This is a genomic window from Pseudoalteromonas sp. NZS127_1, assembly GCF_015864295.1.
Taxonomy (GTDB): domain Bacteria; phylum Pseudomonadota; class Gammaproteobacteria; order Enterobacterales; family Alteromonadaceae; genus Pseudoalteromonas; species Pseudoalteromonas arctica.
Genome location: NZ_JADYXO010000002.1, coordinates 45549 through 71012, shown reverse-complemented (window position 1 = coordinate 71012; position 25464 = coordinate 45549). Strand labels below are relative to the sequence as shown.

23 protein-coding genes and 1 tRNA gene are annotated in these 25464 nt (G+C 37.7%); 19 read left to right on the top strand and 5 right to left on the bottom strand.

What is annotated here, in order from left to right; genetic code table 11:
- Window positions 1–318: 318 nt before the first annotated feature.
- Window positions 319–1122 (bottom strand): hypothetical protein, encoded by an 804-nt coding sequence (locus tag I6F50_RS03385; RefSeq protein WP_007586622.1) that lies wholly within the window; start codon window positions 1120–1122, stop codon window positions 319–321.
- Window positions 1123–1235: 113 nt separating this feature from the next.
- Here I6F50_RS03385 and I6F50_RS03380 point away from each other — a divergent pair, with 113 nt between their 5' ends.
- Window positions 1236–2390 carry a serine hydrolase gene (locus I6F50_RS03380; protein ID WP_165728721.1) on the top strand — a complete coding sequence of 385 codons (1155 nt, stop codon included), beginning with the start codon at window positions 1236–1238 and terminating at the stop codon, window positions 2388–2390.
- Entirely contained in the window at window positions 2387–2890 is a 504-nt protein-coding gene (locus I6F50_RS03375; protein WP_165728722.1) for a histidine phosphatase family protein, read from the top strand. Before I6F50_RS03380 ends, I6F50_RS03375 begins: the two co-directional genes overlap by 4 nt.
- An 80-nt stretch (window positions 2891–2970) precedes the next feature.
- Here the strand turns inward: I6F50_RS03375 and yhbY are convergent, their stop codons facing one another.
- On the bottom strand, window positions 2971–3267 hold the full coding sequence (gene yhbY, locus I6F50_RS03370; RefSeq protein ID WP_002963153.1) for a ribosome assembly RNA-binding protein YhbY: 297 nt from the start codon (window positions 3265–3267) through the stop codon (window positions 2971–2973).
- Window positions 3268–3355: 88 nt separating this feature from the next.
- On the opposite strand from yhbY, the gene rlmE reads away from it, so the two are divergent.
- The 8 genes from rlmE to I6F50_RS03330 all read left to right on the top strand — a co-directional run bounded on the left by rlmE (window position 3356) and on the right by I6F50_RS03330 (window position 11434).
- The gene (gene rlmE, locus I6F50_RS03365; RefSeq protein ID WP_007586629.1) at window positions 3356–3985 is read left to right on the top strand and encodes a 23S rRNA (uridine(2552)-2'-O)-methyltransferase RlmE; all 630 of its coding nucleotides are present in this window, start codon (window positions 3356–3358) and stop codon (window positions 3983–3985) included.
- Window positions 3986–4051: 66 nt separating this feature from the next.
- Window positions 4052–5995 (top strand): ATP-dependent zinc metalloprotease FtsH, encoded by a 1944-nt coding sequence (ftsH, locus tag I6F50_RS03360; protein ID WP_032827068.1) that lies wholly within the window; start codon window positions 4052–4054, stop codon window positions 5993–5995.
- A 78-nt stretch (window positions 5996–6073) separates the two neighbouring features.
- Entirely contained in the window at window positions 6074–6922 is an 849-nt protein-coding gene (gene folP / locus I6F50_RS03355; RefSeq protein ID WP_197141439.1) for a dihydropteroate synthase, read from the top strand.
- Window positions 6919–8268, top strand: a complete 1350-nt coding sequence (gene glmM / locus I6F50_RS03350; protein WP_007586638.1) for a phosphoglucosamine mutase — start codon at window positions 6919–6921, stop codon at window positions 8266–8268. The genes folP and glmM overlap by 4 nt, the downstream gene beginning before the upstream one ends.
- Before the next feature lie 71 nt (window positions 8269–8339).
- Window positions 8340–9089, top strand: coding sequence for a triose-phosphate isomerase (gene tpiA / locus I6F50_RS03345; RefSeq protein WP_007586641.1), 750 nt, complete (start codon window positions 8340–8342; stop codon window positions 9087–9089).
- A gap of 1 nt (window position 9090) precedes the next feature.
- Complete coding sequence (gene secG / locus I6F50_RS03340) at window positions 9091–9444, top strand: preprotein translocase subunit SecG (protein ID WP_002962769.1); 354 nt, start codon at window positions 9091–9093, stop codon at window positions 9442–9444.
- Window positions 9445–9525: 81 nt separating this feature from the next.
- Window positions 9526–9610: transfer RNA gene (locus tag I6F50_RS03335), tRNA-Leu, on the top strand.
- A gap of 198 nt (window positions 9611–9808) precedes the next feature.
- A complete protein-coding gene (locus I6F50_RS03330) occupies window positions 9809–11434 on the top strand; it encodes a methyl-accepting chemotaxis protein (protein WP_024590962.1) in 1626 nt (541 codons plus the stop codon).
- 441 nt (window positions 11435–11875) lie between these two features.
- Here I6F50_RS03330 and I6F50_RS03325 read toward each other — a convergent pair whose 3' ends face one another.
- Both I6F50_RS03325 and I6F50_RS03320 read right to left on the bottom strand, forming a co-directional pair.
- Window positions 11876–12283: a phosphate ABC transporter substrate-binding protein gene (locus I6F50_RS03325; RefSeq protein WP_024594050.1), complete on the bottom strand. Its 408-nt coding sequence runs from the start codon at window positions 12281–12283 to the stop codon at window positions 11876–11878.
- Between the two features lie 12 nt (window positions 12284–12295).
- Window positions 12296–13426 carry a porin gene (locus I6F50_RS03320; RefSeq protein ID WP_165728728.1) on the bottom strand — a complete coding sequence of 377 codons (1131 nt, stop codon included), beginning with the start codon at window positions 13424–13426 and terminating at the stop codon, window positions 12296–12298.
- A 454-nt stretch (window positions 13427–13880) separates the two neighbouring features.
- Here I6F50_RS03320 and I6F50_RS03315 point away from each other — a divergent pair, with 454 nt between their 5' ends.
- The 6 genes from I6F50_RS03315 to I6F50_RS03290 all read left to right on the top strand — a co-directional run bounded on the left by I6F50_RS03315 (window position 13881) and on the right by I6F50_RS03290 (window position 19604).
- Complete coding sequence (locus I6F50_RS03315) at window positions 13881–14351, top strand: hypothetical protein (RefSeq protein ID WP_024594052.1); 471 nt, start codon at window positions 13881–13883, stop codon at window positions 14349–14351.
- A 53-nt stretch (window positions 14352–14404) separates the two neighbouring features.
- Complete coding sequence (locus I6F50_RS03310) at window positions 14405–14881, top strand: hypothetical protein (RefSeq protein WP_024594053.1); 477 nt, start codon at window positions 14405–14407, stop codon at window positions 14879–14881.
- 56 nt (window positions 14882–14937) lie between these two features.
- Window positions 14938–15636, top strand: a complete 699-nt coding sequence (locus I6F50_RS03305; RefSeq protein WP_197141442.1) for a molecular chaperone — start codon at window positions 14938–14940, stop codon at window positions 15634–15636.
- A gap of 74 nt (window positions 15637–15710) precedes the next feature.
- Window positions 15711–16352 carry a hypothetical protein gene (locus tag I6F50_RS03300; protein ID WP_231609639.1) on the top strand — a complete coding sequence of 214 codons (642 nt, stop codon included), beginning with the start codon at window positions 15711–15713 and terminating at the stop codon, window positions 16350–16352.
- A gap of 2 nt (window positions 16353–16354) precedes the next feature.
- Entirely contained in the window at window positions 16355–18763 is a 2409-nt protein-coding gene (locus tag I6F50_RS03295; RefSeq protein ID WP_197175313.1) for a fimbria/pilus outer membrane usher protein, read from the top strand.
- Window positions 18753–19604, top strand: a complete 852-nt coding sequence (locus I6F50_RS03290; protein WP_024594058.1) for a hypothetical protein — start codon at window positions 18753–18755, stop codon at window positions 19602–19604. Before I6F50_RS03295 ends, I6F50_RS03290 begins: the two co-directional genes overlap by 11 nt.
- Here I6F50_RS03290 and I6F50_RS03285 read toward each other — a convergent pair.
- Window positions 19594–20184: a LuxR C-terminal-related transcriptional regulator gene (locus tag I6F50_RS03285; protein WP_010553852.1), complete on the bottom strand. Its 591-nt coding sequence runs from the start codon at window positions 20182–20184 to the stop codon at window positions 19594–19596. The genes I6F50_RS03290 and I6F50_RS03285 overlap by 11 nt on opposite strands.
- Window positions 20185–20592: 408 nt before the next feature.
- Here I6F50_RS03285 and I6F50_RS03280 point away from each other — a divergent pair, with 408 nt between their 5' ends.
- From I6F50_RS03280 to I6F50_RS03270, 3 genes are all read left to right on the top strand, one after another.
- Window positions 20593–22815, top strand: a complete 2223-nt coding sequence (locus I6F50_RS03280; protein WP_197118718.1) for a TonB-dependent receptor — start codon at window positions 20593–20595, stop codon at window positions 22813–22815.
- A 265-nt stretch (window positions 22816–23080) separates the two neighbouring features.
- Window positions 23081–24202, top strand: coding sequence for a 4-phosphoerythronate dehydrogenase (locus I6F50_RS03275; RefSeq protein ID WP_197175311.1), 1122 nt, complete (start codon window positions 23081–23083; stop codon window positions 24200–24202).
- A 48-nt stretch (window positions 24203–24250) separates the two neighbouring features.
- Window positions 24251–25267 (top strand): aspartate-semialdehyde dehydrogenase, encoded by a 1017-nt coding sequence (locus I6F50_RS03270; protein ID WP_007586655.1) that lies wholly within the window; start codon window positions 24251–24253, stop codon window positions 25265–25267.
- The last annotated feature ends 197 nt before the right edge of the window (window positions 25268–25464 follow it).

Below are 25464 nucleotides of genomic sequence, written 5' to 3'. Positions count from 1 at the left end.
GTATATTGTTAATTCGTTCCTTTAATCTGTAAAAAAATGTAGTAAGTGTTAGGTCTGTTGATCTTTCAAGGTTAAATTTGCAGCAGTCTGTTTGGTATTTAGGTAAGGCAGAGCCTATGCAGTGTGGCTATTCCCCATAAATGGGCGATAACGTAGCATTAATGCCAAACAGGCGCTGCCCAAAGGGTTCTTCCTAGGGGCTATTTACTCTTTGTTGCTCGGTTTTGACTTAGCCCACTAGGTTACAAATCTCGCGCCGCGATTAAATAGCCCCTAGTTTGAACAAATTTTAATCCGTAAAGATCAACAGACCCTAATTTACTGAACTTTAATTTTATCGATTAATATACTACTCAAGTAAAACTGCATCATAGGTGTTAATGCACTTACTTCTGTTCTATTACATGGACCGCTAAGTTTGGTAAGGCTAGATAGTTTTGACAACGTTTTGTACTGAGGTATTTGAATATCTTTGCCAAGTCTTTCAATTCGGGCCTCGTCAGTGTTTTGCTGATGAATAAAAGCGACAACCTCAAGCTCATTTGTTATTTTTTGCTCTTCGGTGAAATTGTAAATTAGTGGTTCACGATGAAAACTTGCACTGTCGATTGAAGATTTAGCAAACCAAACAACATCACCCGATGACTTGTGCGTGAGACGCATACTAACTTGTGCAAATATTGCAGCGCACTGTTGTGTTGGGTATTGCTGGGCAACATTTGAATATAAAGTAAATGGCTTCTCTGGTTGCTTTATTGCGTACTTAGTATCATCTGTGAAAGTTAAATCGAGTTGCTGAATAGTCAGTGTGTAGTCACTGTTATTTTTAGTTGTTACTTTTAGTTGTTTATCGTTCAGTGCTTGGCTAATTTGCGATAGAAGTTTATCGGTTACGCTTGCCTTATCGGTAATGATTTTTACTGTTTGGTTTCTAACTACTTTATGTGCAGGAAGCTGAACCGATTTAACTTTTGGAGATGAGTGCTCTGTAGTGTACTCAAGTTGATAGGTCTGACTTTTTAATGTTGGCTTTAATGGCATAGCCAGTGGTTCGGCCGGTTGCTTTGTAATAGCACAACCAGTTGATAATAAAATAAAAAGTGACACAACTAAAAAACGCATAAGTACTAAACACTCGCTTAAAACCAAATAATCGTCGTATTGTACGTTAGTACAAACAAAACTTCATGATATTATCTGCGCAGATGTAGTTAAAAAGATAAATTTTATAAAAAATGAAGTATCTCAACTCTTTATCGTATTGCCTATCTGCTTTGTGTTTGCTGTTTAGTTCTATGGGTTTTGCAGCAAAAGCGGATCCTGATTGGGATGCATTTGTAAAAAAGTACGGCCGTTACGCACAAAAAAAATTAAAAAGTAAAGGTATACCCGGTGCAGCGCTTTCGATTGTAAATATAAACAATTCAGACTACATCCACACCATGGGCGTAACTAAATCACGAAATGGACAAAAAGTTAATAAGCATACTCGGTTTAGACTCGCGTCTGTTTCGAAGACATTTGCAGGCTCGTTATCAGCTAAATTGGCTGCTAACGGCCTACTGGAATTAGATAAGCCTGTTAGCGAATACATAACTGATTTTAAAGGGACTGTTTATCAAGATGATTTAAAGGTGTTTCATCTTTTGAGCCATTCAAGTGGATTAGTTCCTAATGCATACGACAATTTAATTGAATCTCGTATGGATTACCCAGGTATTGTTGAAAAGCTGCTTAGCGTCAAACCAATTTGCAAACCCGGCGAATGTTATGGCTATCAAAACGTTATGTTTAGTCTTATAGGCGATGTGATATTACAAAGCACCGATAAAAGTTACGGACAGTGGTTACGAGAAGCTATTTTTGAGCCATTAAAAATGAGTGATGCGAGCTTAGGTTTTGAACAAATGGTGCATGACAATAATTATGCTCTACCTCATGTGCGGGGTAAAAAACGCTGGTATAGCGCTAAGCTTAAAAAAAATTATTATAAAGTGGGACCTGCAGCTGGTGTGAACGCTAGCGCAAGTGATATGGCTATTTGGTTAAGAGCGCAGCTGGGCCAATATCCTGATGTTTTGTCATTGGATACTCTAGCAAAACAAACACGCCCTTATACACATACAAAAAAAGAAATGCATCGCAGGGTATGGAAAAAACACCTCAATGAAGCCTATTACGGATTAGGCTGGCGCGTTTATAACTATGCTGATGAAACACTTTACTATCATAGTGGCTGGGTGCAAGGTTATAGAAGTGATGTGGTTGTATTTCCTCACTTAAATATTGGTTTTAGCTTAATAGTTAATGCTGAAACCGGCGTAATCAATGAGCTAACGACTGAATTTATCGACAGGCTATTAGAATACAAACGAGGTAAAAAAATATGAATAATAAAATAATATTAGCAATCACTTTTTTAATCATGTCATTCAATTGTAGTTTAGTGTTTGCAGCACCTGATGAGATATATTTGTTTCGTCATAGCGAAAAGTTAACGGGTAAAAATCCAGCGCTTTCAGAAGAGGGGAAGGCACGTGCAAATAATTTAGTTACGTTGTTTAAAGAACATCAAAATATACATCTTTTTAGCAGCAACTATAAACGCACGTTGCAAACAGCCGCACCTTTGCAGGCACATTTTAATACCAAAATAAATGTGTATAACGCAGGTAAGCTAAGTGATTTAAAAAATGAGTTACTAAAACTAAAAGGTGTAGTTGTTGTTATTGGGCACAGTAATACAACACCGCAACTAGCCGAGCTACTTTCGAATGAAAAAGTGCCAGCAATGAGTGAAACACAATTTTCTCAGTACTTTATATTGAATAAGAAGCGCAGTAGTAATGGTAGCGAATATGATGTAACCCATCATAAAATGAGTTTTTGATTTAAAATGTTAAATAATAAAAAACCAGCATTAAGCTGGTTTTTTTAATTTAAACGCACTAAATCCTTTAACAGGAATAATTAGTTACGCGGTAAATGTATTTTTTTCTCAACGCTTTGACGATAAAGCACAATAGTGTGACCTATCGTTTGTAGCTTAGTCGCACCAGTTTCACGTACGATTGCTTCAAAAATTAATGCTTTTGTTTCACGATCGTCAGTTGGAACTTTAACTTTGATTAATTCGTGAATTTCTAATGCACTTTGAATTTCTACTACTACGCCTTCGGTTAAACCGTTAGAACCTAGTAAAACTACAGGCTTAAGGCTATGTGCCTGACCTTTTAAAAACTGCTTTTGTTTGTTTGATAATGTCATGTTTATACAAATTTTGCTGAATATGGCTTGAATTAAGGGTATTCTAACGCCATCTAGAGAATATTACTAATTAGTTGCGTGTTAATTTATGACAAATAAAAAACAGTCAGCCAGTTCACAGCGATGGCTGAAAGAACATTTTGATGATAAATATGTTCAAGAAGCGCAAAAAAAAGGCTGGCGTTCCCGAGCGGTTTTTAAATTAGATGAAGTACAAAATAGAGATAAAATACTTCGTCCAGGTATGACAGTTGTTGATTTAGGGGCGGCTCCAGGAAGTTGGTCTCAATATTTGGCTGAAAAAGTAGGTGACAAAGGCCAAGTGATCGCGTGTGATATATTGCCGATGGATTCACTTGCGGGTGTTGACTTCTTACAAGGTGACTTTCGTGAGGAGGCTGTATTAAATGCGTTGTTAAAACGTATTGATGGTAAAAATGTTGATGTGGTACTCTCTGACATGGCACCAAATATGAGTGGCAATAACTCAGTAGATCAAGCGGGTAGTATGTATTTGGTAGAACTTGCGCTGGATATGTGTAGTCAAGTACTAAAGAAAAATGGCGCATTTATTGTTAAAGTTTTCCAAGGAGAAGGCTTTGATCAATACTTGCAAGATGTACGTAATAGTTTTAAAGCAGTGAAAATACGCAAACCTGATGCCTCACGTGCCCGTTCTCGGGAAGTATATATAGTAGCGACTGGATACAAACTGTAGTACAGTTGCTTGGCGTTTAGTTGAATTTAAATTAATTGGATACAAGAGGTTAACCCCTTGAGCGATATGGCGAAAAATTTAATACTATGGCTGGTGATTGCAGTTGTGCTGATGTCAGTCTTTCAGAGCTTTAATGGCGGCGAGCAAGTTGATCGTCAAACAAGTTACACTCAATTTGTAAAAGATGTCCGCAGTGGCTCTTTACAAGAAGTTATTATCGACCGCGGTACAGGAAATATTACTGGTACTAAGAGCAGTGGTGAGCGTTTTCAAACAACGATGCCAATGTACGATGAAGACTTAATAAATGATTTACTTAAAAATGATGTAAATGTGAAGGGTGTACAACCTGAAGAACAATCATTCTTAGCAAGTATATTTATTTCTTGGTTCCCGATGATACTGCTTATAGGTGTATGGATATTCTTCATGCGTCAAATGCAAGGCGGCGGCGGTAAAGGCGCTATGTCATTTGGTAAGAGTAAAGCTCGCTTAATGAGTGAAGATCAAATTAAAACAACGTTTGCTGATGTTGCAGGTTGTGATGAAGCGAAAGAAGATGTTACTGAGCTGGTAGACTTTTTACGAGATCCTTCTAAGTTTCAAAAACTTGGCGGTAGTATTCCTAAAGGTGTACTAATGGTTGGTCCTCCAGGTACCGGTAAAACGTTACTTGCGAAGGCTGTTGCTGGTGAAGCTAAAGTGCCATTTTTTACAATTTCTGGTTCAGATTTTGTTGAAATGTTTGTGGGTGTTGGTGCGTCACGTGTACGAGACATGTTTGAGCAAGCTAAAAAAGCGGCGCCTTGTATTATCTTTATAGATGAGATTGACGCTGTTGGTCGTAAACGTGGTGCTGGTATGGGCGGCGGTAACGACGAACGTGAGCAAACACTTAACCAAATGCTAGTGGAAATGGATGGTTTTGGTGGTAACGAAGGTATTATTGTTATCGCAGCAACTAACCGACCAGATGTACTAGACCCTGCATTACTTCGCCCAGGTCGTTTTGACCGTCAAGTTGAAGTAGGTTTACCTGATATTCGTGGTCGTGAGCAAATACTTAAAGTACACATGCGTAAAGTGCCATTAGGCGATAACGTAGAAGCTGCTCTTATAGCACGTGGTACTCCAGGTTTCTCTGGCGCGGATTTAGCTAACTTAGTAAACGAAGCTGCACTTTATGCAGCGCGTGGTAATAAACGTGTTGTAAGTATGGCTGAATTTGACGCTGCTAAAGATAAAATCATGATGGGCGCAGAGCGCAAGACCATGGTGATGAGCGAGCAAGAAAAAGCAATGACAGCGTACCATGAAGCTGGCCATGCTATTGTTGGTCGTATGGTGCCAGAACATGATCCAGTTTATAAAGTATCTATTATTCCACGTGGCCGTGCGCTGGGTGTAACAATGTACTTGCCTGAGCAAGATCGTGTTAGTCATTCAAAAGAGCTTTTAGAATCAATGATTTCTAGCCTTTATGGTGGCCGTATTGCTGAAGCGCTTATTTACGGCGCAGATAAAGTAACAACGGGTGCAAGTAATGACATTGAACGAGCTACAGATATAGCGCGTAAAATGGTTACACATTGGGGTTTAAGTGAAAAACTAGGTCCGTTACTTTACGCTGAAGATCAGAACGAAATGTATATGGGTGGTGGCGGTAGTCGTTCATCTAGCATGTCGGACGACACGGCAAAAGTAATTGATGCAGAGGTTCGATTACTTTCAGATCGTAACTATCAAAGAGCAGAAGAAATATTAAAAGAAAATATTGATATTCTTCACTCAATGAAAGATGCGTTAATGAAATACGAAACTATTGATGCTAAGCAAATTGATGATTTAATGGCACGCCAACCAGTACGTGAACCGCGTGATGCACATGACCGTCATGAAGCTAAACCGGTAAAAGCGGAAGAACCTCAAGAACCAGTTGCTGATGAAAGTCAAAAGACTGATGATTCATCAAAAAAAGATGAAACAAACCTTGATGACAAAGCTGAATAATCGTTAAAATAGTAATGAAAGCCCCGAACTTCGGGGCTTTTTTGTATCAGCTATTTAGAAAAAGAATAAAGGTTGGCAATGACTAACATATTAAAGCTTCCGAGAGGGCGTACGCTTAATCTTGAAAAGCCCGTTATTATGGGAATACTAAATGTAACGCCGGATTCATTTTCTGATGGTGGGCAGTTTTTAGATCCCAAAATAGCGCTAAAGCGCGCAATGCAATTATTAGATGACGGTGCGACAATTTTAGATATAGGGGGAGAATCTACTCGCCCAAGCGCGCCAGATGTTAGCTTAGAAGATGAACTTGCTCGAGTAATCCCCGCTATTAAAGCGATACGTCAGCACAGTGATTGCGTTATTTCAATTGATACCAGTAAAGCACAGGTAATGGAACAAGCAATACTTGCAGGGGCAGATATAGTCAATGATGTTAGAGCTTTACAAGAAATAGACGCCTTAGAAACGGTTGCGCAGTATGAAGATGTAGCAATTTGTTTAATGCATATGCAAGGGCAGCCCCGGAACATGCAATCGTCACCTCATTACGTTAATTTGTTTGCAGATATAAGTATGTTTTTTAGTGAACGTATTAAAGCATGTGAAACAGCTGGGATTAAGTTTGAACGACTTATTCTAGACCCAGGTTTTGGATTTGGAAAAACGCTTAGTCATAACTATCAAATATTGGCTAAGTTTGACGATTTTAATAAATTAGGTTTGCCATTATTGGCCGGATTATCTCGTAAATCGATGATAGGTAATTTATTAAACAGAAATACAAATGAACGGTTAGCGGGCAGCTTAGCGGGTGCGTTAATCGCAGCGCAAAATGGCGCAAAAATTATTCGTGTACATGACGTAAAAGAAACCGCAGATGTACTTGGTGTATATCAAGCCTGCGAACAAGGAATTTCACAATGAAAGAAAGAAAATATTTTGGCACCGATGGCGTGCGTGGACTTGTAGGCGCTGCTCCAATAAACCCTGAATTTGCAATGAAGCTAGGCTGGGCTGCTGGGCGTGTATTATCGCAAAGTGGTACTAAAAAAGTAATTATTGGTAAAGATACGCGTATTTCGGGCTATATGCTTGAAACCGCACTTGAGGCTGGTTTAATTGCTGCTGGTATTGATGTTGTATTATTGGGTCCTATGCCTACACCGGCCGTTGCTTATTTAGCGCAAACATTTCGTGCTGAGGCAGGTATTGTAATTAGTGCCTCACATAATCCATATTACGATAACGGTATTAAGTTTTTCAATGGTCAAGGCTTAAAGCTTGATGATGCAGTAGAGCTTGAAATTGAAGCGATGCTTGATGAGCAAATGACATGTGTTGCTTCAGATAAATTAGGCAAAGCATCGCGTTTAGTCAGTGCGGATGGCCGCTATATAGAGTTTTGTAAGAGCCAGTTCCCGCAAGGCCTGTCTTTAGAAGGTCTTAAGATTGTTGTCGATTGCGCAAATGGCGCAACTTATCATATTGCACCTTCTGTTATGCGTGAACTTGGCGCAGAAGTAATAACACATGCGTGCGAGCCTAACGGCGTTAATATCAACCATGAATGTGGCGCTACTCACGTAGATACCCTTAAACGTAAAGTGCTTGAACTTAAAGCCGACGTAGGTATTGCATACGATGGTGATGGTGACCGCGTGATGATGGTTGATCATAATGGCCGTGTTTTTGATGGTGATGATCTGGTTTATATTATTGCTTGCCAAGCAGCCCAAGATGATAATTTGGGTGGTGGTGTAGTTGGTACTGTTATGTCTAACATGGGCCTTGAAAACGCTTTAAAAGCAAAAGGTATCGAGTTTGCTCGCAGTAAAGTGGGGGATCGCTATGTTATGGAATTACTACAGCAAAAAGGCTGGAAAATTGGCGGTGAAAGCTCAGGCCATGTACTAAACCTAGACTTAATTAGCACGGGTGATGGTATTATTTCAAGCTTACAAGTACTTGCTGCTATGGTTGCACAAAATCGTACATTGCAAGACTTAGGCGCTGGTTTTACCAAGTATCCAATGAAGATGATTAACGTGCGTTATACAGCTGGAACTGACCCGACAAAAGCACCAGAAGTGCTTTCAGCTGTAGCAGAAGTAGAGCTTGCTTTAGGCGATAAAGGCCGTGTTTTACTGCGTAAGTCAGGCACTGAACCTGTGGTTCGTGTTATGGTTGAAGCCGAGCAAGAAAAGATTGTAATAGACAGCGCTCAAAAAATTGCAGCTGTTGTAGAATCTATGAGCAAACAAACTGATTAATAACAATAATCTCTTGTAACTTTGGGCGAGAAAAGTTAATATCTCGCCCGCTTTCTAATGTGGAGTGGATAATGGCAATACGCAAGGCGATGGTCGCAGGCAACTGGAAAATGAATGGCTCTTTAGAGTTAGTTAAACAAATGTCTGACGCTATTAACGATGTAAAATCACAAGAGATGGACATTGTTTTATTTCCTCCATTCCCACTTGTACCAGCAATGGTAGCTAGCGGTGTTTCTACAGGAGCTCAAACTGTTTCTGAAAATACACCTGGCGCATTTACTGGTGAAGTTGATGCGCAGCTTATAAAAGATTTAGGTGCAACTTACGTACTCGTTGGTCATTCTGAACGCCGCAGTATTTATAACGAAAGTAATGCAACAGTCGCTGAAAAGTTTGCTAGAGCACAGCAAGTTGGGTTAACACCAATATTATGTGTAGGCGAGAGCGAAAGTGAGCAAGAAAACGGCCAAACCGAACAAGTAGTTGCTGCACAAATTGATGCAGTAATAGAGAAATTAGGTGTAGCAGCACTGAAAGATTCTGTGATAGCATACGAGCCCGTTTGGGCCATAGGCACAGGTAAGACTGCATCGCCAGAGCAGGCACAAACTGTTCATAAATTTATCCGTGACAAAATTGCATCACTTGATAGCAATTTAGCACAAGGGCTTACCATCTTATATGGTGGTAGCGTTAATGAAAAAAATAGCGAATTATTATTTGCACAAACAGATATAGATGGCGGCTTAATTGGCGGCGCAAGTCTAAAAGCAGAATCTTTTACTGCAATCTGTAACAGTGCAAAAGGGACTGTATAAGATGTACGAAATTTTATTAGTAGTTTATTTAGTTGTGGCTTTGGCTCTAGTTGGAATGGTTTTAATTCAACAAGGTAAAGGCGCAGATATGGGTTCTTCATTTGGCGCTGGTGCATCAGGCACAGTTTTTGGTTCGTCAGGTGCAGGTAACTTTATGACAAAAACAACCACAAGCTTAGCAACGGTATTTTTTGTATTAAGCATTGTGTTAGGAAACCTAACTGCTGGTCAAATTAAAAAGACTGACGAATGGGAAAACCTAGAAGCAGCTCCAGCAGTAGAAACAGTAGTTCCTGTTGAAGAAGATGTTCCAGTAACATCTACTAAAGAGCAAAGCTCTGACGTACCAAACTAATTTAGCGTAAAGCTATCGTTAAACGATTTATAGTCCTCAAATAAATCACATGTTTAAAAATTAAGCGAAAGCTTAAAAAATGCGGATGTGGTGGAATTGGTAGACACGCCACCTTGAGGGGGTGGTGCTTTAGGGCATGGGGGTTCAAGTCCCCCCATCCGCACCAAATTTAGAAACCAGTAGCAGTAATGCTACTGGTTTTTTTGTATCTGTAATTTATTGTGATTGCTTTATGAGCGATGTGTGTTTATTGTTAAATAATTCTTCTATTTGTTAGAAAAAACTAGAAATATTACAAATTTAGCTCACACTTATAGATATCAAGCCGATAATAGATATAGACAATAAAATAAGGTAGCACAGTATGGCTTCAGGCTTCTCTTTTCAAAACCTAAGCATAACAAAAAAAATACATGCAATAACATGCATTGCGGTAGTAGCTTTCATAGTGATCGTATTGATAAACTATTTAGCTATGAATGATAATAAGGTTTCTCTCGATGAAATGAGTAACTCATCGTATAAAGTTGTAAAAATAACGTCGCAAAACGTAGGGCTTTTAGAAAAGCTTGATGAACTTTATACCCAAGCGGTTACGTTTGGTGAGCAAGATCTTATAGTTAAAGCAGACGAGGTATATCAAACTTTAGAGTCTAATATTACCTTAATAACGCAACTTAATAACTCCTACATTAATAACGATATTATTAATGAGTTGTCAGATTATGAAAAAATATCCTCAAGTATTGCTACAGGTATGGTTAACGGTACTGCTGATTTTAGTAAGATTCAGCAACAAGCGCAGCTTAAAACAAGTTTATATGGATCTGTCTTAGAAAGTTTTAAAGGCGCTCAACAAAAAGCGGATAATCGTTTTTTTGAACTGGTTGCCAACACTAAAGCGCGCTCTGATGAAGCATTAACTCTAATGTTAGCTGTATCCATTATTTCATTAATTTTATTATTGTTTATGGCTATTTGGATTGCTAAGAATATAGGTTCATCTGCGAGTGATGCAGCTAACAACCTTAGTTTATTAGCAAGCGGCAATGGTTCTTTAAGCACACAGCTATCTGTTAACTCAGAAGACGAAATTGGCCAAGTCTCTATTAATTTTAACGCATTTATTTCCTTACTAAGAGAAACAGTTCTTGAAGTTATTGCTGTATGTGAGCCTTTAATGGAAAACTCAACACGATTAGTTCAAGGTATGGAACAAGCTGAGCGTGCTACAACAAAGCAAACCACTGATGCTGAAATTGTTAAGCAATCTATGGAAGAAATGAAACAGAGTGTTGGTGATATATCAGAATCTGCAGCTAACGCTTCTCACGCTGCTGAAACGGCCGAGAAAGAAGTTGAACAAAGTCGTACACAAGTACAGATGTCAGTTACCGCTTCTCGTACGCTCAGTGATGAAATTAATCGAGCTGCAGGGACTATTAATAAGCTTGCGGACGATACAAAAAATGTATCGCAGATTTTGAATGTAATTACGTCTATTGCAGATCAGACAAACTTACTCGCTCTTAATGCTGCTATTGAAGCTGCACGAGCAGGTGAGCATGGAAGAGGCTTTGCTGTAGTGGCAGATGAGGTTCGTGAACTGGCTTCTCGCACTGCACATTCTACTAATGAAATACGTGAACTATTGGGATCATTAACGACTGCCGCAAATGAATCTGTAGCTGCTATGACTTCAGCACGTGATATGGCAACAGATAATGCTACAGCCGCAGAAAAAACAGGTATTTCAATAGAGAAAATCGCAGAGCAAATGTTAGAAATTAATGGTATGAATTCGCAAATAGCAGCAGCAACTGAAGAACAAACATCCGTTGCAGCTATGGTAGTAGATAATGTGTCAAATATGCATGTATCGTTCGAAGATACTATGGACTCACTACTTGCTGTACGCGACGTAGCCAAAAACCTACATTACCTATCTGATAACCTATTAGATGCAACCGCTAAGTTTAGAATCGAGTAAAGCTTAGTACTGAGCCAGTATAAAAATCAACCCTAGGGTTGATGCCAGTTAGTTAACCGCTGACTGGCTTTTTTGTTTGGATATCTGGTTTGACATACCTAGTATATGTCCACTCCCGCTTTATTAGTAATATGTGATGCTCTACTTTAGCTTACTATTACTCTATTTATTTAGGGATACTCCCTGAGTTCTCAATAAACATAGTCTGAATTAAATTAATAATATTAATTGCACAGTTCGCAACACTCAGCTGACAGAAGTCTTCTGAATTGGATGCGTAACTATTGGCTAGAAAAAGTGTTGTAGTGGGCTGCAAAAAAAGGCCTCTGAATAAATTCAGAAGCCTTCATAAACGAACCAGAAGGTCGGTTTATTGATTAGTTAAATATTTATTAACCTATCAGTATTAACCTGTAGGTGGTTTTTATATCAATTTCACTGCTAAAAGGTAGCAATTACTTTTACTTTATCGGTCACTTTAGCGCTATCAACATAGCCAATAGCATCGTTATTAGCAGCAACAAAATCAATAACAGCTTGGTCAGTTGTTAGTTTTTCAGGCGGGGTGCCTTTACCTGTAAATACAAGCTTTGACCAATATGCATTTAACTGACTGCTAGACTTACCTACTACTTTGTCGTTAAATTCATCAGCTACAGATGTACCATCTTGATTTATAGGATTAACTTTATCGCCATTACTAAATGACTTACTTTTTCCCAGATAAATCTTTTTTATTGTGTCAGCATCTACTGTGCTAGCATTGCTTGGATTAATAATCACAGCAACTTCTGCAAATACATTAATTGAGCACAATGAAAGTGCACTTACTAAAATTAATTTTTTCATCATAAGCTCCAATTAAAAGACAAGATCTACACCAACAGCTACAACATCCGTCTCTGTATCGGTTATATCATCTTCAAAACGACTAAAGTCGATTTTGAAAGCAGCGGAAGGGTGAAAATCATAACGTGCACCAATTGTGTATACGTTACTTTGTGCACGAAGACCTTCAAGAGCACCATTTACAGCCGAGTTTAAGGTTGGTATTGACTCAATGGTATTAAAACGTGATGAGTCATGTTTGTCATCATTGTCTTCATAAGTAAAATGAACAATTACACTGTCAATACGGTAACCAACTGATGCGTAATACTGTGACTGTTCTGGCAGTATACTGTCTTCAACCTCAAATTGTGTATATTCGGCATCAAACAAAAAGTTTTCATAATCAACAGAAAAACCAACGCCAACGAAACTCGTTTTATCTTCTTCAGTGATTAGGTCATTCGCAGTATTAGTTAAGCCACTATCAGACAATACACTTACGAGACCAATTAGGCCGCTATCCTCTGATGAAATGCTAGTGTCGGCCACAATGTATGCAGCTCGCGCACTGAACCAGTCGTATGATAGACTCCAGTTTATACCGGCTAAATTATTTAATTCAGCAGGTAATTCTGTTCCAAATACGTCAATATCACCATCGAATGCACCATAAAAGCCTTGAAGCGTAGAATCCCAATCACCTAATTGAGAGCTGTAAACTACACTAACTCCTTCATAAGTTGAAAATGGGATACCGTATACTGATTTTGGCGGACGTACCCAGCGATAAGCATAACCTACATCCAAGAAATCAGAATACTTGTAAAAAGGAACACGCATTTTACCAGCGCTAAATTGCAGTTCATCGCTGTATTCATAAGTAATGTATGCCCATTCGAATGTAGCGTCAAAGTCATCCTCTCCACGCGCAATAATTTGAGCCGTAGCTGTTAGCTTTTCATGTAGGTCTGCAGATAATTGTAAAGCGAATTTACTCTCATTTTTAAAAGAGATATCGTCATCATAGCCGTACAAAGTACTGTCACTATCCAGACTTTTACCACCGACAATTGATGCAAAACCATTAATTCTTACCTCAGCACTAGCATAGCTAGATGCTAAAACTGCACATACAGCCACTGCTACAGATAGCTTTTTCATATGTTGTTCCTATTTGTTATTTAAATGTTGATTTCTTTATTAGTATAAGTGCATAACGAGTATTTATCTAATAAACAGAACTGTTTAAGGTTTTTATTTTATTTTTAGTCAATATTATTTTGTTTTTTAATTAATCAGGTGCGAATGTTTGTGTTTAAAAATGTTTAGTACTGGGGTTGGATATAAAATATACGCCTGGTGATTTTTGTTTATAACGTCTTAATGTAACTTACAAGCCGTAAGTATTGTATTTACTACCATATAGATTTGTTAACATTTAATTATAAGTGTTTTACATAAGTTATTTAGTTTAAATGTTTATATTTTATATTGTTACATAGTCGAAATTATCAATAAGTAAAGCTAATCATAAGCAAATAACAACTTTCTAAACTGCAATTTTATCATAGTATCAGTCCTGTCTTAGCGAGGTCGGTCAAAGGAGATGGCGCGGATGAAGAAGGTAATATGGTTTTTATTATGTTTCTTTGCAATGAATGCATACAGTAACGATGAAGTAAGTTTAACTCTGGTAGGTCATATTTCACCAGTGTGCGGCTTTACTACTCAAAATAACAACCTTCAGTTTTCTTCAGATGGCCTTGCGAGTACAAAGCTAGTGATTAATTGTAATTCACCTATGCGAGTATCAATGCAATCTGAAAATGGTGGCCTGCGCCATCAGCAAAGTACTCAAATAAATGCTTATAACATTAATTGGTCAATAGAGGGGGTTTCAAGCGACGTTTCTGCAACAGCACTTGAGCTCAAATCTATGTACAATTTTGATGTTGATAAGATTTTATTTAACAGCGTAGCTAAATTACAGTTAAAACTAGATGAGCCTTTAATTTATGCCGGAAGTTACCAGGATGTGCTTCGCATAGAAATGACACCATCGGTTGTATCTGGTGGAGTTTGGTAAAACACTAACTATTAAATATAAACAAATATGTCACATGGATAAGGAATATTAAAATGAAAAAGTTAATCGTGTTATCAGCAATCGCAACTCTAACATCTGGCGCAGCATTTGCTGAAAATCTAAATGTAGGTGGTGCAGTGTCATCGATTTGTGGGGTGAGCAACATTAACACTACACAATTCTTTCAAACATTATCAGATGGTGCAACTAAAAATGTAGGCTTTGATTTGCAGTGTAATGATGTTGATGGTGCAACAATGTCATTAACAACATCTGAAGGGCACTTGCAAAATGCTGACCATGAAGATCGTGGTGTCGGCTACACTGCCAAGTTAACTGCAGGGACATTTGATTTTACGCTTTCGGCTGAGAATGGCCAAAATGATAAATCTGAGTCGCAAAGCCGTGCTGGTTCTCCAACGCTTGCAGCAGGTGGCGTAGCTGGAAATATTTTACTAACTGTAACACAAGCACCCGTTTATGCCGGTACTTATGCAGATACGCTGATGTTGGCAATAACAGCTAACTAATTAGCATAATAAAAGGCAGTAATTACTGCCTTTTAATTTAGCAGGAGGGACTCTATATGCGTTATATCTTTTTAATGATACTTTTACTCAGCTCTTATTCTACACTGGCTTTTCAAGTTAAACCAATGGTCGCAGAGCTTGAATCATCAGGTAGCCAATCACAACAAACAATTCGTATATCTAACCCTTCAGATAGTTCTTTAACTATTGAGATATCAGCTTTTGATTTACTAATTGCACCTAACGGTGATGAAACATTAAAAGCGAATGAAGAAGACTTTTTAATTATTCCCATGACTACAATTATTCCGTCCGGGAAAAGTCAGTCGGTAATTGTTCGATATATTGGGGAACCAATATTAGAAAATTCGAAAGCGTACCGTGTAGCCATTGATCAGGTATCTGTTGATTTAGAGAAAGCGGGGCAGTCAGGCGTTGGTATGTCAGTTAGCTTTAGGACTTTATTTAATGTGGTGCCTAAAGGTGCTGAGGCAAAATTATTAATTAAAAATAAACGCCAAGTAGATACAGAAACATGGAATGTGCTTCTGGAAAATACAGGCAATAAATATATTCGCTTATCGCAGGCACAGTGGCTTATTAAAGGCGATGATCAAGAGCTATTATTAGAAGGGGCTGAATTGAGTAAAGCACTGACTGGAAAAATTTTATTACCAAAATCTAGCCGTGAGGTCTCAATAAAAATTCCAACAAAATTTAATGCAGCAAGCAGTGATCTTGAGGTCAATTTTTAATGCTGCGGATATGCAGTTACTTTCTTATATATGTAATTGTAATTGCACCGACCTTTGGTGTAGAAGTAACGCCTATGGTGGTTACTTTCTCCCCTGATAGTCGTTCAAGTAACGCTTCTAGCTTGGTTCACAATCAGTTACCAAGAGACATTGCTTTTGATATCCAAATTTACGAAATTGACTTTTCTCAAGGCACGCCTAAATTAATTTCTTTAGATGACTCTCCATTGTGGGTTTTTCCTCCATCGCTATTTTTGCAACCAGGGCAAAGCCAGCAGTTGCAATTTAGATGGTTAGATAAAAAACTTCCTAGTACAGATAAAAGCTATCAAGTTAGTTTGATTGAGCAGCCCATTGCAAACCAGTCTATAAATAAACAGTCACAACTTACGATGTTGTTAAATATAAATTTAATTGTTCATTTGGATCAACCTCGATTAGTTCCTAAACTGACTATAAAAGAGCCTCATGTTGAGGATGGCTTTATCGTCACTGAAGTATTAAATGAAGGAAAAGGGGCAGGACGATTAAGTGATTATGAAATAAAAATCACTAAAAATAAAACCCTGAGCGATCGAATTTTAAAAGATCAATTAAAAGCAAACGGATACGATGTTTTTTTTGCTCCTCATAGCACCAGTGTCATAAAAGTCCCTATGCCACAATCTTTACAGGAAGGAAGTTTAAATCATCTACGTTTAGTGCTGGCTCGCTAGTTATGCGAGTTTTATTATGCATATTTTTATTGAGCTTTACTCAATTATGTTATTCAAAAATTAACCCGTCTAAAAGAACCATCGAACTCAGCGTTGAAGCAGAACTGAATAAAAATGCTATTGGTAAATTAACTCTTGCAGTTGACCCAAATGATAATTTATCACTCAAATGGAGTGAAATTAAAGTGTCATTCGAACGACTTTTATTTTCAGAAGATTTTGATTCTTTAGAGTCTAAAGTTAATAAGAATGTCATTGATACAAAAGCATTAGAGTCATTTGGATATAATATTTCATTCGATATGAGTGATTTTAGCTTAGAAATATCAGTACCTCTTACACTGACTCGCCCTCAACAGCTAAGTTTAAAATCTGATTCAAGGAATTTAACAGCATCGGAACCCGCTAAACTAAGTGGATTTGTTAATGCTTATTCAAGCTATTTTTATCAGCAAGATAAAGGCGAGGACACAACAGATGAGCTCTTAGCTATTCGCTCTGAAATGGTAGTGAGCTGGGAAGGCTGGGTTTTAGAAAACGAAGTGGAGTATTTATCTGAAGTAGCTCCTACCTCATCAAATATTAGGCGCTTAGGTACTCGTATAATACATGACCTACCGCTTAGTGGGTTACGTATATCAGTCGGTGATAATTATAGCTCAGGTAGTTATTTTCAATCAACAGCACGGGTACTAGGTTTGTCGCTTTCACATGATTTTTCGCTAGTTTCTGACAGACCTATCAGACCCAGTGCTTCTCGTAGCTTTACCTTAGAGAGTCCATCCTCTGTAGAGGTGTTAGTTGGCGAGCGGATAGTACAAAAACTTAATTTAGCCGCAGGTATATATTCTCTTGATGATATTCCCCTTAATGAAGGAAGCAATAATATTACTTTGAGGATCACTGATATAGCAGGAGTTGTGCGTTTTGTTGATTTTGACGTAACGACAGGTTTAGATCTTTTTGCTCAAGGGCAACTTGAATATGAGTTTCATTTAGGCGTTCCTTCACGCTTAGGTAGTGAGCTAGATTATGATTACGACGAGCCACTAGCCAGCTTTTATCTTGATTATGGCATTACACCTAGCTGGACAGCTGGTGCGGCAGTACAGGGTGATGAGTATTCTCAGCAGGTTGGTTTTAAAAATATTTATGCAGCTAAAATTGGACAGATTGCGTTTGAAAATGCGATAAGTTTCAATGAAAAAACAGGCCATGCTTATCGCATTGTTTATAGTAACTATAGAAATCATAGTGATAATAACACTGACATTACGGTGGGTTATGAATACTCATCAAGATATTTTACAGGCCTTGGTTATCGGCCTGATTCTCAATCTAGTTCTCGCTTAAGAGAGCATTATATTCAGGCTAATTATAGTTTTTTTTGGGGCGATAATACGCAAACATCTTTTTTTACAAGCTTATCAAGGTCATATGATGAAGCTCAATTTGATAAATCAATTGGGGTTAGTCTTTCTGGTGAGATCGATAATAGCCAATGGAGATATAGTTTAGGTGGGCAGTGGGAGGGTCTCGCTGAAGAAAGTCAATGGGATGTAAGGTTGTCTGTCACTTATAAGTTTTCTAATACTCGACGGGCTAAATTATCTCATCAATCTAGGCGTGAAAAAACACGTTTAGAATTCTCTCAAGATAGTAATCAGCGCTATGTTGGAGCTTTGAACATAAGAGCTGGGCTTGAAAAAAATGATCAAAATGAAGCTATTTTTGATCTAAATACTCAATATAACGCGAATCGTTTTGTTATGAACTTTGATCATGGGAGTTTTTACGAGCAATTTAATGAGGACTCAGCTTACCATCAGAGCCGATTAAGCTTGGCGTCAAGTATAGCATTTGCAGATAATAGTTGGGCTGTTGGGAAACCCATATACGATAGCTTCGCTTTAGTAAAACCTCACTCTAGCCTTAAAGGAAAAAAAGTTATATTGGGGCAATATGAAGATGAATATAGGGCAGATAATGAAGACTTCGAGACTATTTTATTGAACGATATAAGTTCATACGCCTCAACCAACGTTGCAGTCGATATTGATAACTTAGCGCCAGGGTATGATATAGGTTCTGGTATTATTACTCTTTATTCACCTTATCGAACGGGTCATGCAATTACAATAGGGACTGCCGCTAACATATCAGTCATTGCAACGCTGTACGACCAACAAAAAAAGCCACTATCGTTACAGGTTGGAACGGCTATTTGTTTAGATAATAGTAGTAAGAAAGAGCATACATTTTTTACGAATAAAAAAGGACGATTTGCATTAACAGGTTTAACCGCCTGTAATTATGAAATTACACTTAAGAATGCAGAAAAGTCATATTTTACGATTGAAGTATCTGAAGGTGAACAATTACAGCGCAAAGGAGCTATTTATGTACAATAAAAAAGTAAGTTTATTATTGGGTGGTTTAGCACTATTTATTTTTACGCCTTTAATTCATGCGCAATGTGCTGCTAGGTTCGATAAGGTTGAACATATTTATGATGATTTTGAAAGCTACCATGCCTTACAGCAAATAGACTCTAAGAAAGAGTTACGTATAAGCGTTATTAATGATGAGAGTTGTCAATTACAGCTCGTGATTACAAGTGAGAACCAAGCTCAGTTAAAAGGGCAATTTCAAAGTGTTCCGTACCAAATGCAAAGTATACAGAGTCAGTTAGTTAGCACATCAACTTTAAAGTTGAGCTTTACTAATTCTTCGACGATATTGTCATTACTAATACCATCAGGAACACCGATTAAAGCTGGTGTCTATACAGATAGACTCCAAATGAAATTATACGATCAGGGGAGCAAGTTGTTAGATGAACGAGAATATAGCATTCAAGAAAATATTGTGCCTAGAACAAGTCTTTCTGTACTTGGGTATAATACATTTTCAAATACTATTAATTTGGGAGAGCTAATACCGGGTAAGGAATACACTATGTTACCTAGTTTACAAGTTGTTACTAATTCAGATATTCAATTATCTGTAAGTTCAGATAATAATGGTAAATTAATACACAGTCTCTATAGAGATAAATATGCAATTAATTACAGTCTAGATCTGGCAGGAAGTTGGCTTGAACTAAATAACGTATCACAACATAAATTCTCATATTCAGGGCAAACCGTTTACTTATTACCTTTAAAAATTCAGCTAAATGATTTTGAAAGGCAAGCTGCCGGTGAATATTCTGACATAATAAGGTTTCAAATAAGCCCACTTAACTATTAATTCTATTTAAGTTTTTTTGACACCAAAGTAATGCTTGTTGCTTATTTTTTACAGCAATTTTTTGGTAAACCTTGTGTAGGTGAACGCGAACAGTAGCTTCACTTATAAATAAAGTGTCGGCAATTGCACTTGAATGTAAGCCAGAAAATAATAAGTTTAATACTTTCATTTCTTTGCAGGTTAAGTTGTTTGATTGCAGCGTAGTTTGTTGTTCACTCGCTAGCATTTGCCTCATCCAATCATCGGTTACTGCACGAGGGAACCATAACTTTCCTTGTTCAATGGCTTCTAATCCTTGTTGAAGTAGTACTTCGTCAGTGCCTTCGTAAAACAATCCTTTTAAATTTGGCCACTCTTTTAATGCTAGTACATCGCAGTCTTTTGGGACATCAAAAATTACCAGTCCTTGGTGACCATTTTTTAGCATGAATTGATTAATAAGTTCATAATTGGTAATGACGTTTAAAGCTTGATAATTAACAAGTAAAACGTTGAAGTCAGCTGCAACACAAAAAAGTGAAGTGTAATTTGGATTTGTGAAGCATTTGAGGCTTTTATCAGCTGTGTTTTCAATATTCATAATATTCTATCCATAGACTACATTTTAGTACTATATTCTTATTTTTAGTTAATTTCAATGATAGGAGAATGTGTTGTAGCTCTTTTTTTATACACTAAAGTACATGTGTAAAGTACGTTTTATGTGCTTTTTAAAATTGTATTTATGCGGTTTTTTGTTTTAAAACAGCTTTTTAGTGAGGTTGATATTAATGTTCTTTATTTATGATAATCCACCTAAAGCTAACAATGTCTAAATTGCTTTTATTCTTTATACATTTATTCAAATAATTTATACATTTCTTCACAATTCCGTCATATAATACCCATCCAGAGGAAAGATGCATTACGCATCTTTTTTTATGCCTGAAATTTATACTCTTAAGTATAAATGCATAACTAAATCACACGGTATCCTTTGGAGAATATTTTGAAATTACGTAACCTCTCACAGCTAAGTCTAGCAATTTTTGCTGCACTCACTACCTCTGTAAACGCCGAAGAAACTAAAAAAACAGCTAAACAAGACGCATTTGAAAAGATAGAAGTCACAGCTCGTAAACGTACAGAGAGCCTGTTTGAATCTCCAACCGCTATCACTTCAATTGGCGCTAACCTAATTGATAAAGCCAATATGAGTAACCTAGAAGATATTGGTAAATATGTTCCAAATTTAAATATTACCCGCTATGGCGTGGGCAATTCTGCGCATGCGTCTGTATTTATCCGCGGTATAGGTTTGCAAGATCACATAATAACTACCGATCCGGGTGTGGGTGTGTATCTTGATGGTGTGTACTTAGGTCGTCAAATGGGTTCTAACTTATCATTACCTAATGTTGAGCGTGTTGAAGTGCTTCGTGGCCCGCAAGGTACTTTATATGGTCGTAATACATTAGGGGGCGCTGTAAATGTAATTACAAAGCAACCTGGTGATGAAGGGATTGTTACTACTACAGCTAAGCTGGGAAGTCGTGGACGTATTGCCGGTGATGTTTATTTTAATAACTCACTAACAGATGATGTAAGTATGTCTGCAAGTGCATCGTACAAAACACGTGATGGTGTGGGCGAAGCTGTTAATTTAGCAAACCCAGAAAAAGAAATTGGTGAAGAAGAAGAATTTAGTGGTCGTGTTGCACTTAAATGGCAAGCAAATACCGACTTAGCATTCACTTTTTCTTTAGATGGTGTTGATAACGAATCTGGCCAATCGCCTTATACAATTGAATTGACAGACCCACTAGACTCAAATGATGTTTTTAATGGCGACTTCCCATTATTGACTCAAGATTTAATTCCATCAGACCCTGATGATTTAGGCACAACTGTTGCGGGTATTGAATCTACCTCTTACTCAGGTTGGGGCACATCGTTTTCAGCCGATTGGGCAATTAACGATACTTATACCACTAAGTTTATCTCAAGCTACCGTACATCTGAGTATGAAGGTGGCCTAGATGATGATGCATCACCTTTAAACTTGTCTGAGTTTCCAGAGGAAGGCGGTGCTGATCAGTACTCATTTGAAGTTCAGCTAAATGCAACATTCGATAATATGGACTTTGTATCTGGTCTTTACTTTTTTAATGAAGATGGCTTTACACGTTCAGGCCCGTTTGTATTTAGCCCATTTAATACACCTAATGGCTTGTTGAATGATGGTGTAACAGAATCATTTGGCGGTTACGGCGAATTTGAAATTAACCAAGAAACTAATTCGTATGCAGCATATATAAATGCTAGCTACGATTTAACTGACGATTTAACGGTAGGTGGTGGCCTTCGTTATTCAAAAGATGAAAAAGATGCAAATGCTATATTCCCATCATTTCCAACTCGTAAATATGTAAGTGCAGATTTTGATGCGGTTACGTGGGATGTAAATGCATCTTATCAGCTTAGCAATAATATGAATGTTTATGGCCAGATTCAAAAAGGCTATCAAACAGGTGGTTTTCCACCGCGTCCATTTGGTGGACCAGATCAATTTGTATCGTTTGACGAAACAAAAGCGATTAACTACGAAATGGGCTTAAAAGGCCAAGTACACGAAAATGTATCTATGATGCTTGCGGTATTTGTGACTGATTACACCGATTTAGCATTGCCGTTTTCAGATCCAACAGCGGGTGGTGGCTTTGTAACAATTGTAGAAAATGCAGGTCAATCTAAAGCGCAAGGTATTGAGCTTGAAACAACTGTTGCTATTACCGATGACTTTACTATTCGTAGTGCAGTTGGTTATTTAGATTCTGAAATAACAGAAGTGGCTGAGGGTGTACAAGGCATAGGTAAAGGCGATTCACCAGCACTGACGCCACGCTGGACTGTCATGGTTGCACCTTCTTACTTTATGGATTTAGAGAGTGGCGCAACACTTGCGTTTAATGCTAATTATTCGTATCGCAGTGAAATGCAAGGTCAATCAGTTTACAACCAAAGTGAGACCATTGATTCTCGTGAACTAGTTGGTTTTAATATTTCGTACACTAATCCATATGGCGATATGGAAGTTACACTGTATGGTGAAAACGTTCTAAACGAAGTTTACGATGTTGGTCGCCTACAACAATCAGGTTTTGTTGGTGTAATGCGTAGTAATGACCGCAGTGAATTTGGTTTGAAATTCAAAAAAGATTTTGAGCTATAAACTAAAATCAAGTAAATAAAATTCAATGTAATTGACGTTTATTTTTCATAACAAAGGCCGAATCATGCTGTGATTCGGCCTTTATATATTCAATAGTAAAATTATTATCCACATAATTTAAATCCCTAATTTAAATTGCTGATTTAAAACAATCAACATAACCACTTTTAAGTATTTGTATCAGCTAAAATGCGCCTTTTTAGTTTGTGTAAAGGCTTGGTTGTTCGTTACAATGGCGCCACTTAATTGCCAAACGGACTCAGTGATGAAAATTCTTGCCGATCAAAATATGCCTTTAGTTGAGCAGTACTTTGCAGACTTTGGTGAGGTTGAGCGTTTTGATGGTCGTAAATTAACGCCTGAACAATTAATAAATGTAGATGTACTCCTTACTCGTTCAGTGACTAATGTTAATCATGAACTATTGGCACAAGCTAACAAGCTGAGCTTTGTGGGCACTGCTACAATTGGCATTGACCATATTGATACGCAATTACTACATGATAGAAATATTGCTTTTACCAGTGCTCCTGGTTGTAATGCAGTTGCTGTAGCTGAATATGTAATTAGTAGTTTATTTGCATTAAGCCAAGAAAATGCGCGCCCATTGTGTGGTCAAACAATTGGTATTGTAGGAATGGGTAACATTGGCACGTGTTTGTCGCAAAAATTAAAAGCATTAAATGTCGACGTACTGTTATGCGATCCAATTAAGCACGAACAGGGCTTACTACAAGAGCATGTAGCGCTTGATGAGTTATTAGCGCAATCAGATGTTGTTACTTTTCATGTTCCACTTATTAAAGGTGGCGAGCACAAAACGCTGCACATGATGAATAAAGAGCGATTACAATCACTTAAGCCAGGAACCACGCTAATTAATGCAAGCCGAGGCGACGTAATTGATAATCAAGCATTGCTTGAGGTAATGGAAGCTGGGGCTGATTTAGATATAGTACTTGATGTATGGGAAAAAGAGCCCAATATTCAAACTGAATTACTAGAGCATGTACGTTATGCCAGTGTGCATATCGCAGGGCATACACTTGAGGGGAAAGCACGAGGTACACAAATGTTGTATCAAAAATTGTGTGACCTAAAAGGTGTAGAGGTGAGTAAATCGTTGGATGATTTTTTACCAATACCTGCTATTACAAATGCAACTGTTACGCAAAGCCTAAGCGAGCAAGATATTGCCCGTTTGGTGCATTTAATTTATGACGTACGCCGCGATGACGGAATTTTACTTCGTCATTTAGAAGGTGAGGGCTTTGATAGTTTACGTAAAAATTATCCGGTAAGGCGAGAATTTAGCACCTTATTCCTACAAGGTGATAGCCCACAACTAGCAGCACTTAGTCAACTTGGCTTTAGCATAGCTAAATAATTATTTAACTAACGATGTTGTTTTAATGTCGTTTATAGAGGAAGAAATATGTCGCAAAAATATAACGTTGCCGTACTTGGCGCTACTGGTTTAGTAGGCCGTCAAATCATTGAAACGCTAGCAGATCGTAAGTTTCCTGTAGATCAGCTTTTTTTACTTGCGAGCAGCCGCAGCGCAGGTGAAGACATAAAGTTTCGTGGTGAGACCATTGAAGTACTTGACGTTGAAGGCTTTGATTTTAGCCAAGCGCATATAGGTTTGTTTTCTGCTGGTGGTAGTGTATCTGAAAAATATGCTCCTATTGCTGCTGATGCCGGCTGTATTGTAATCGATAATACATCGCACTTTAGAAATGATTTTGAAATCCCACTAGTGGTGCCAGAAGTTAATGCTTCAAGCCTAGCTGATTTTAGGAATCGTAATATTATTGCTAACCCTAACTGTTCAACTATTCAGATGATGTTAGCACTTAAACCAATTTATGATGCTTACGGAATAGACCGTATTAACGTATCTACTTACCAAGCTGTATCGGGCGCAGGTAAAGAAGCGGTTGATGAACTTGCAAAGCAAACAGCTAACTTGATGAATGCACGCCCTATGGATAATAAAGTATTTCCGAAGCAAATTGCATTTAACGTTATTCCTCAAATTGATAGCTTTGAGGATAATGGCTATACACGCGAAGAAATGAAAATGGTAAATGAAACTCATAAAATTTTGGGTGATACCACTATTGCAGTAAATCCTACATGTGTACGTGTTCCCGTGTTTTTTGGTCACTCAGAATCAATTAATATTGAAACGCGCATGCCTTATGACTTTGAACACGTTAAGCAACTTTTAAAAGACGCGCCTGGTGTCGAGCTAATTGATGATGAAGGTGATTACCCTACAGCAGTGTCTGACGCTAGTGGTAACGATACTGTTTATATAGGCCGATTACGTGCTGATATTTCTCATCCTCATGGATTAAACATGTGGGTTGTAAGTGATAACACTCGCAAAGGTGCTGCAACTAACAGTATTCAAATTGCAGAAGAGCTTATTGCTAATTACATGTAATAGTTAATAGCGCTGAACACACTTTCGAAGCGGTAAACATTATTTGTTTGCCGCTTTTTGTTTATAGAGCTTGTCAATTTTTTGCCGTTTATTTTTGAAAGTATAAAAACTGATTGATAACACTCAATAAATTAATATTTATAAAGATGTTTTAAGGCATTTATTTTCAAGGTGTTGCGATGGATATTAAGCCTTAA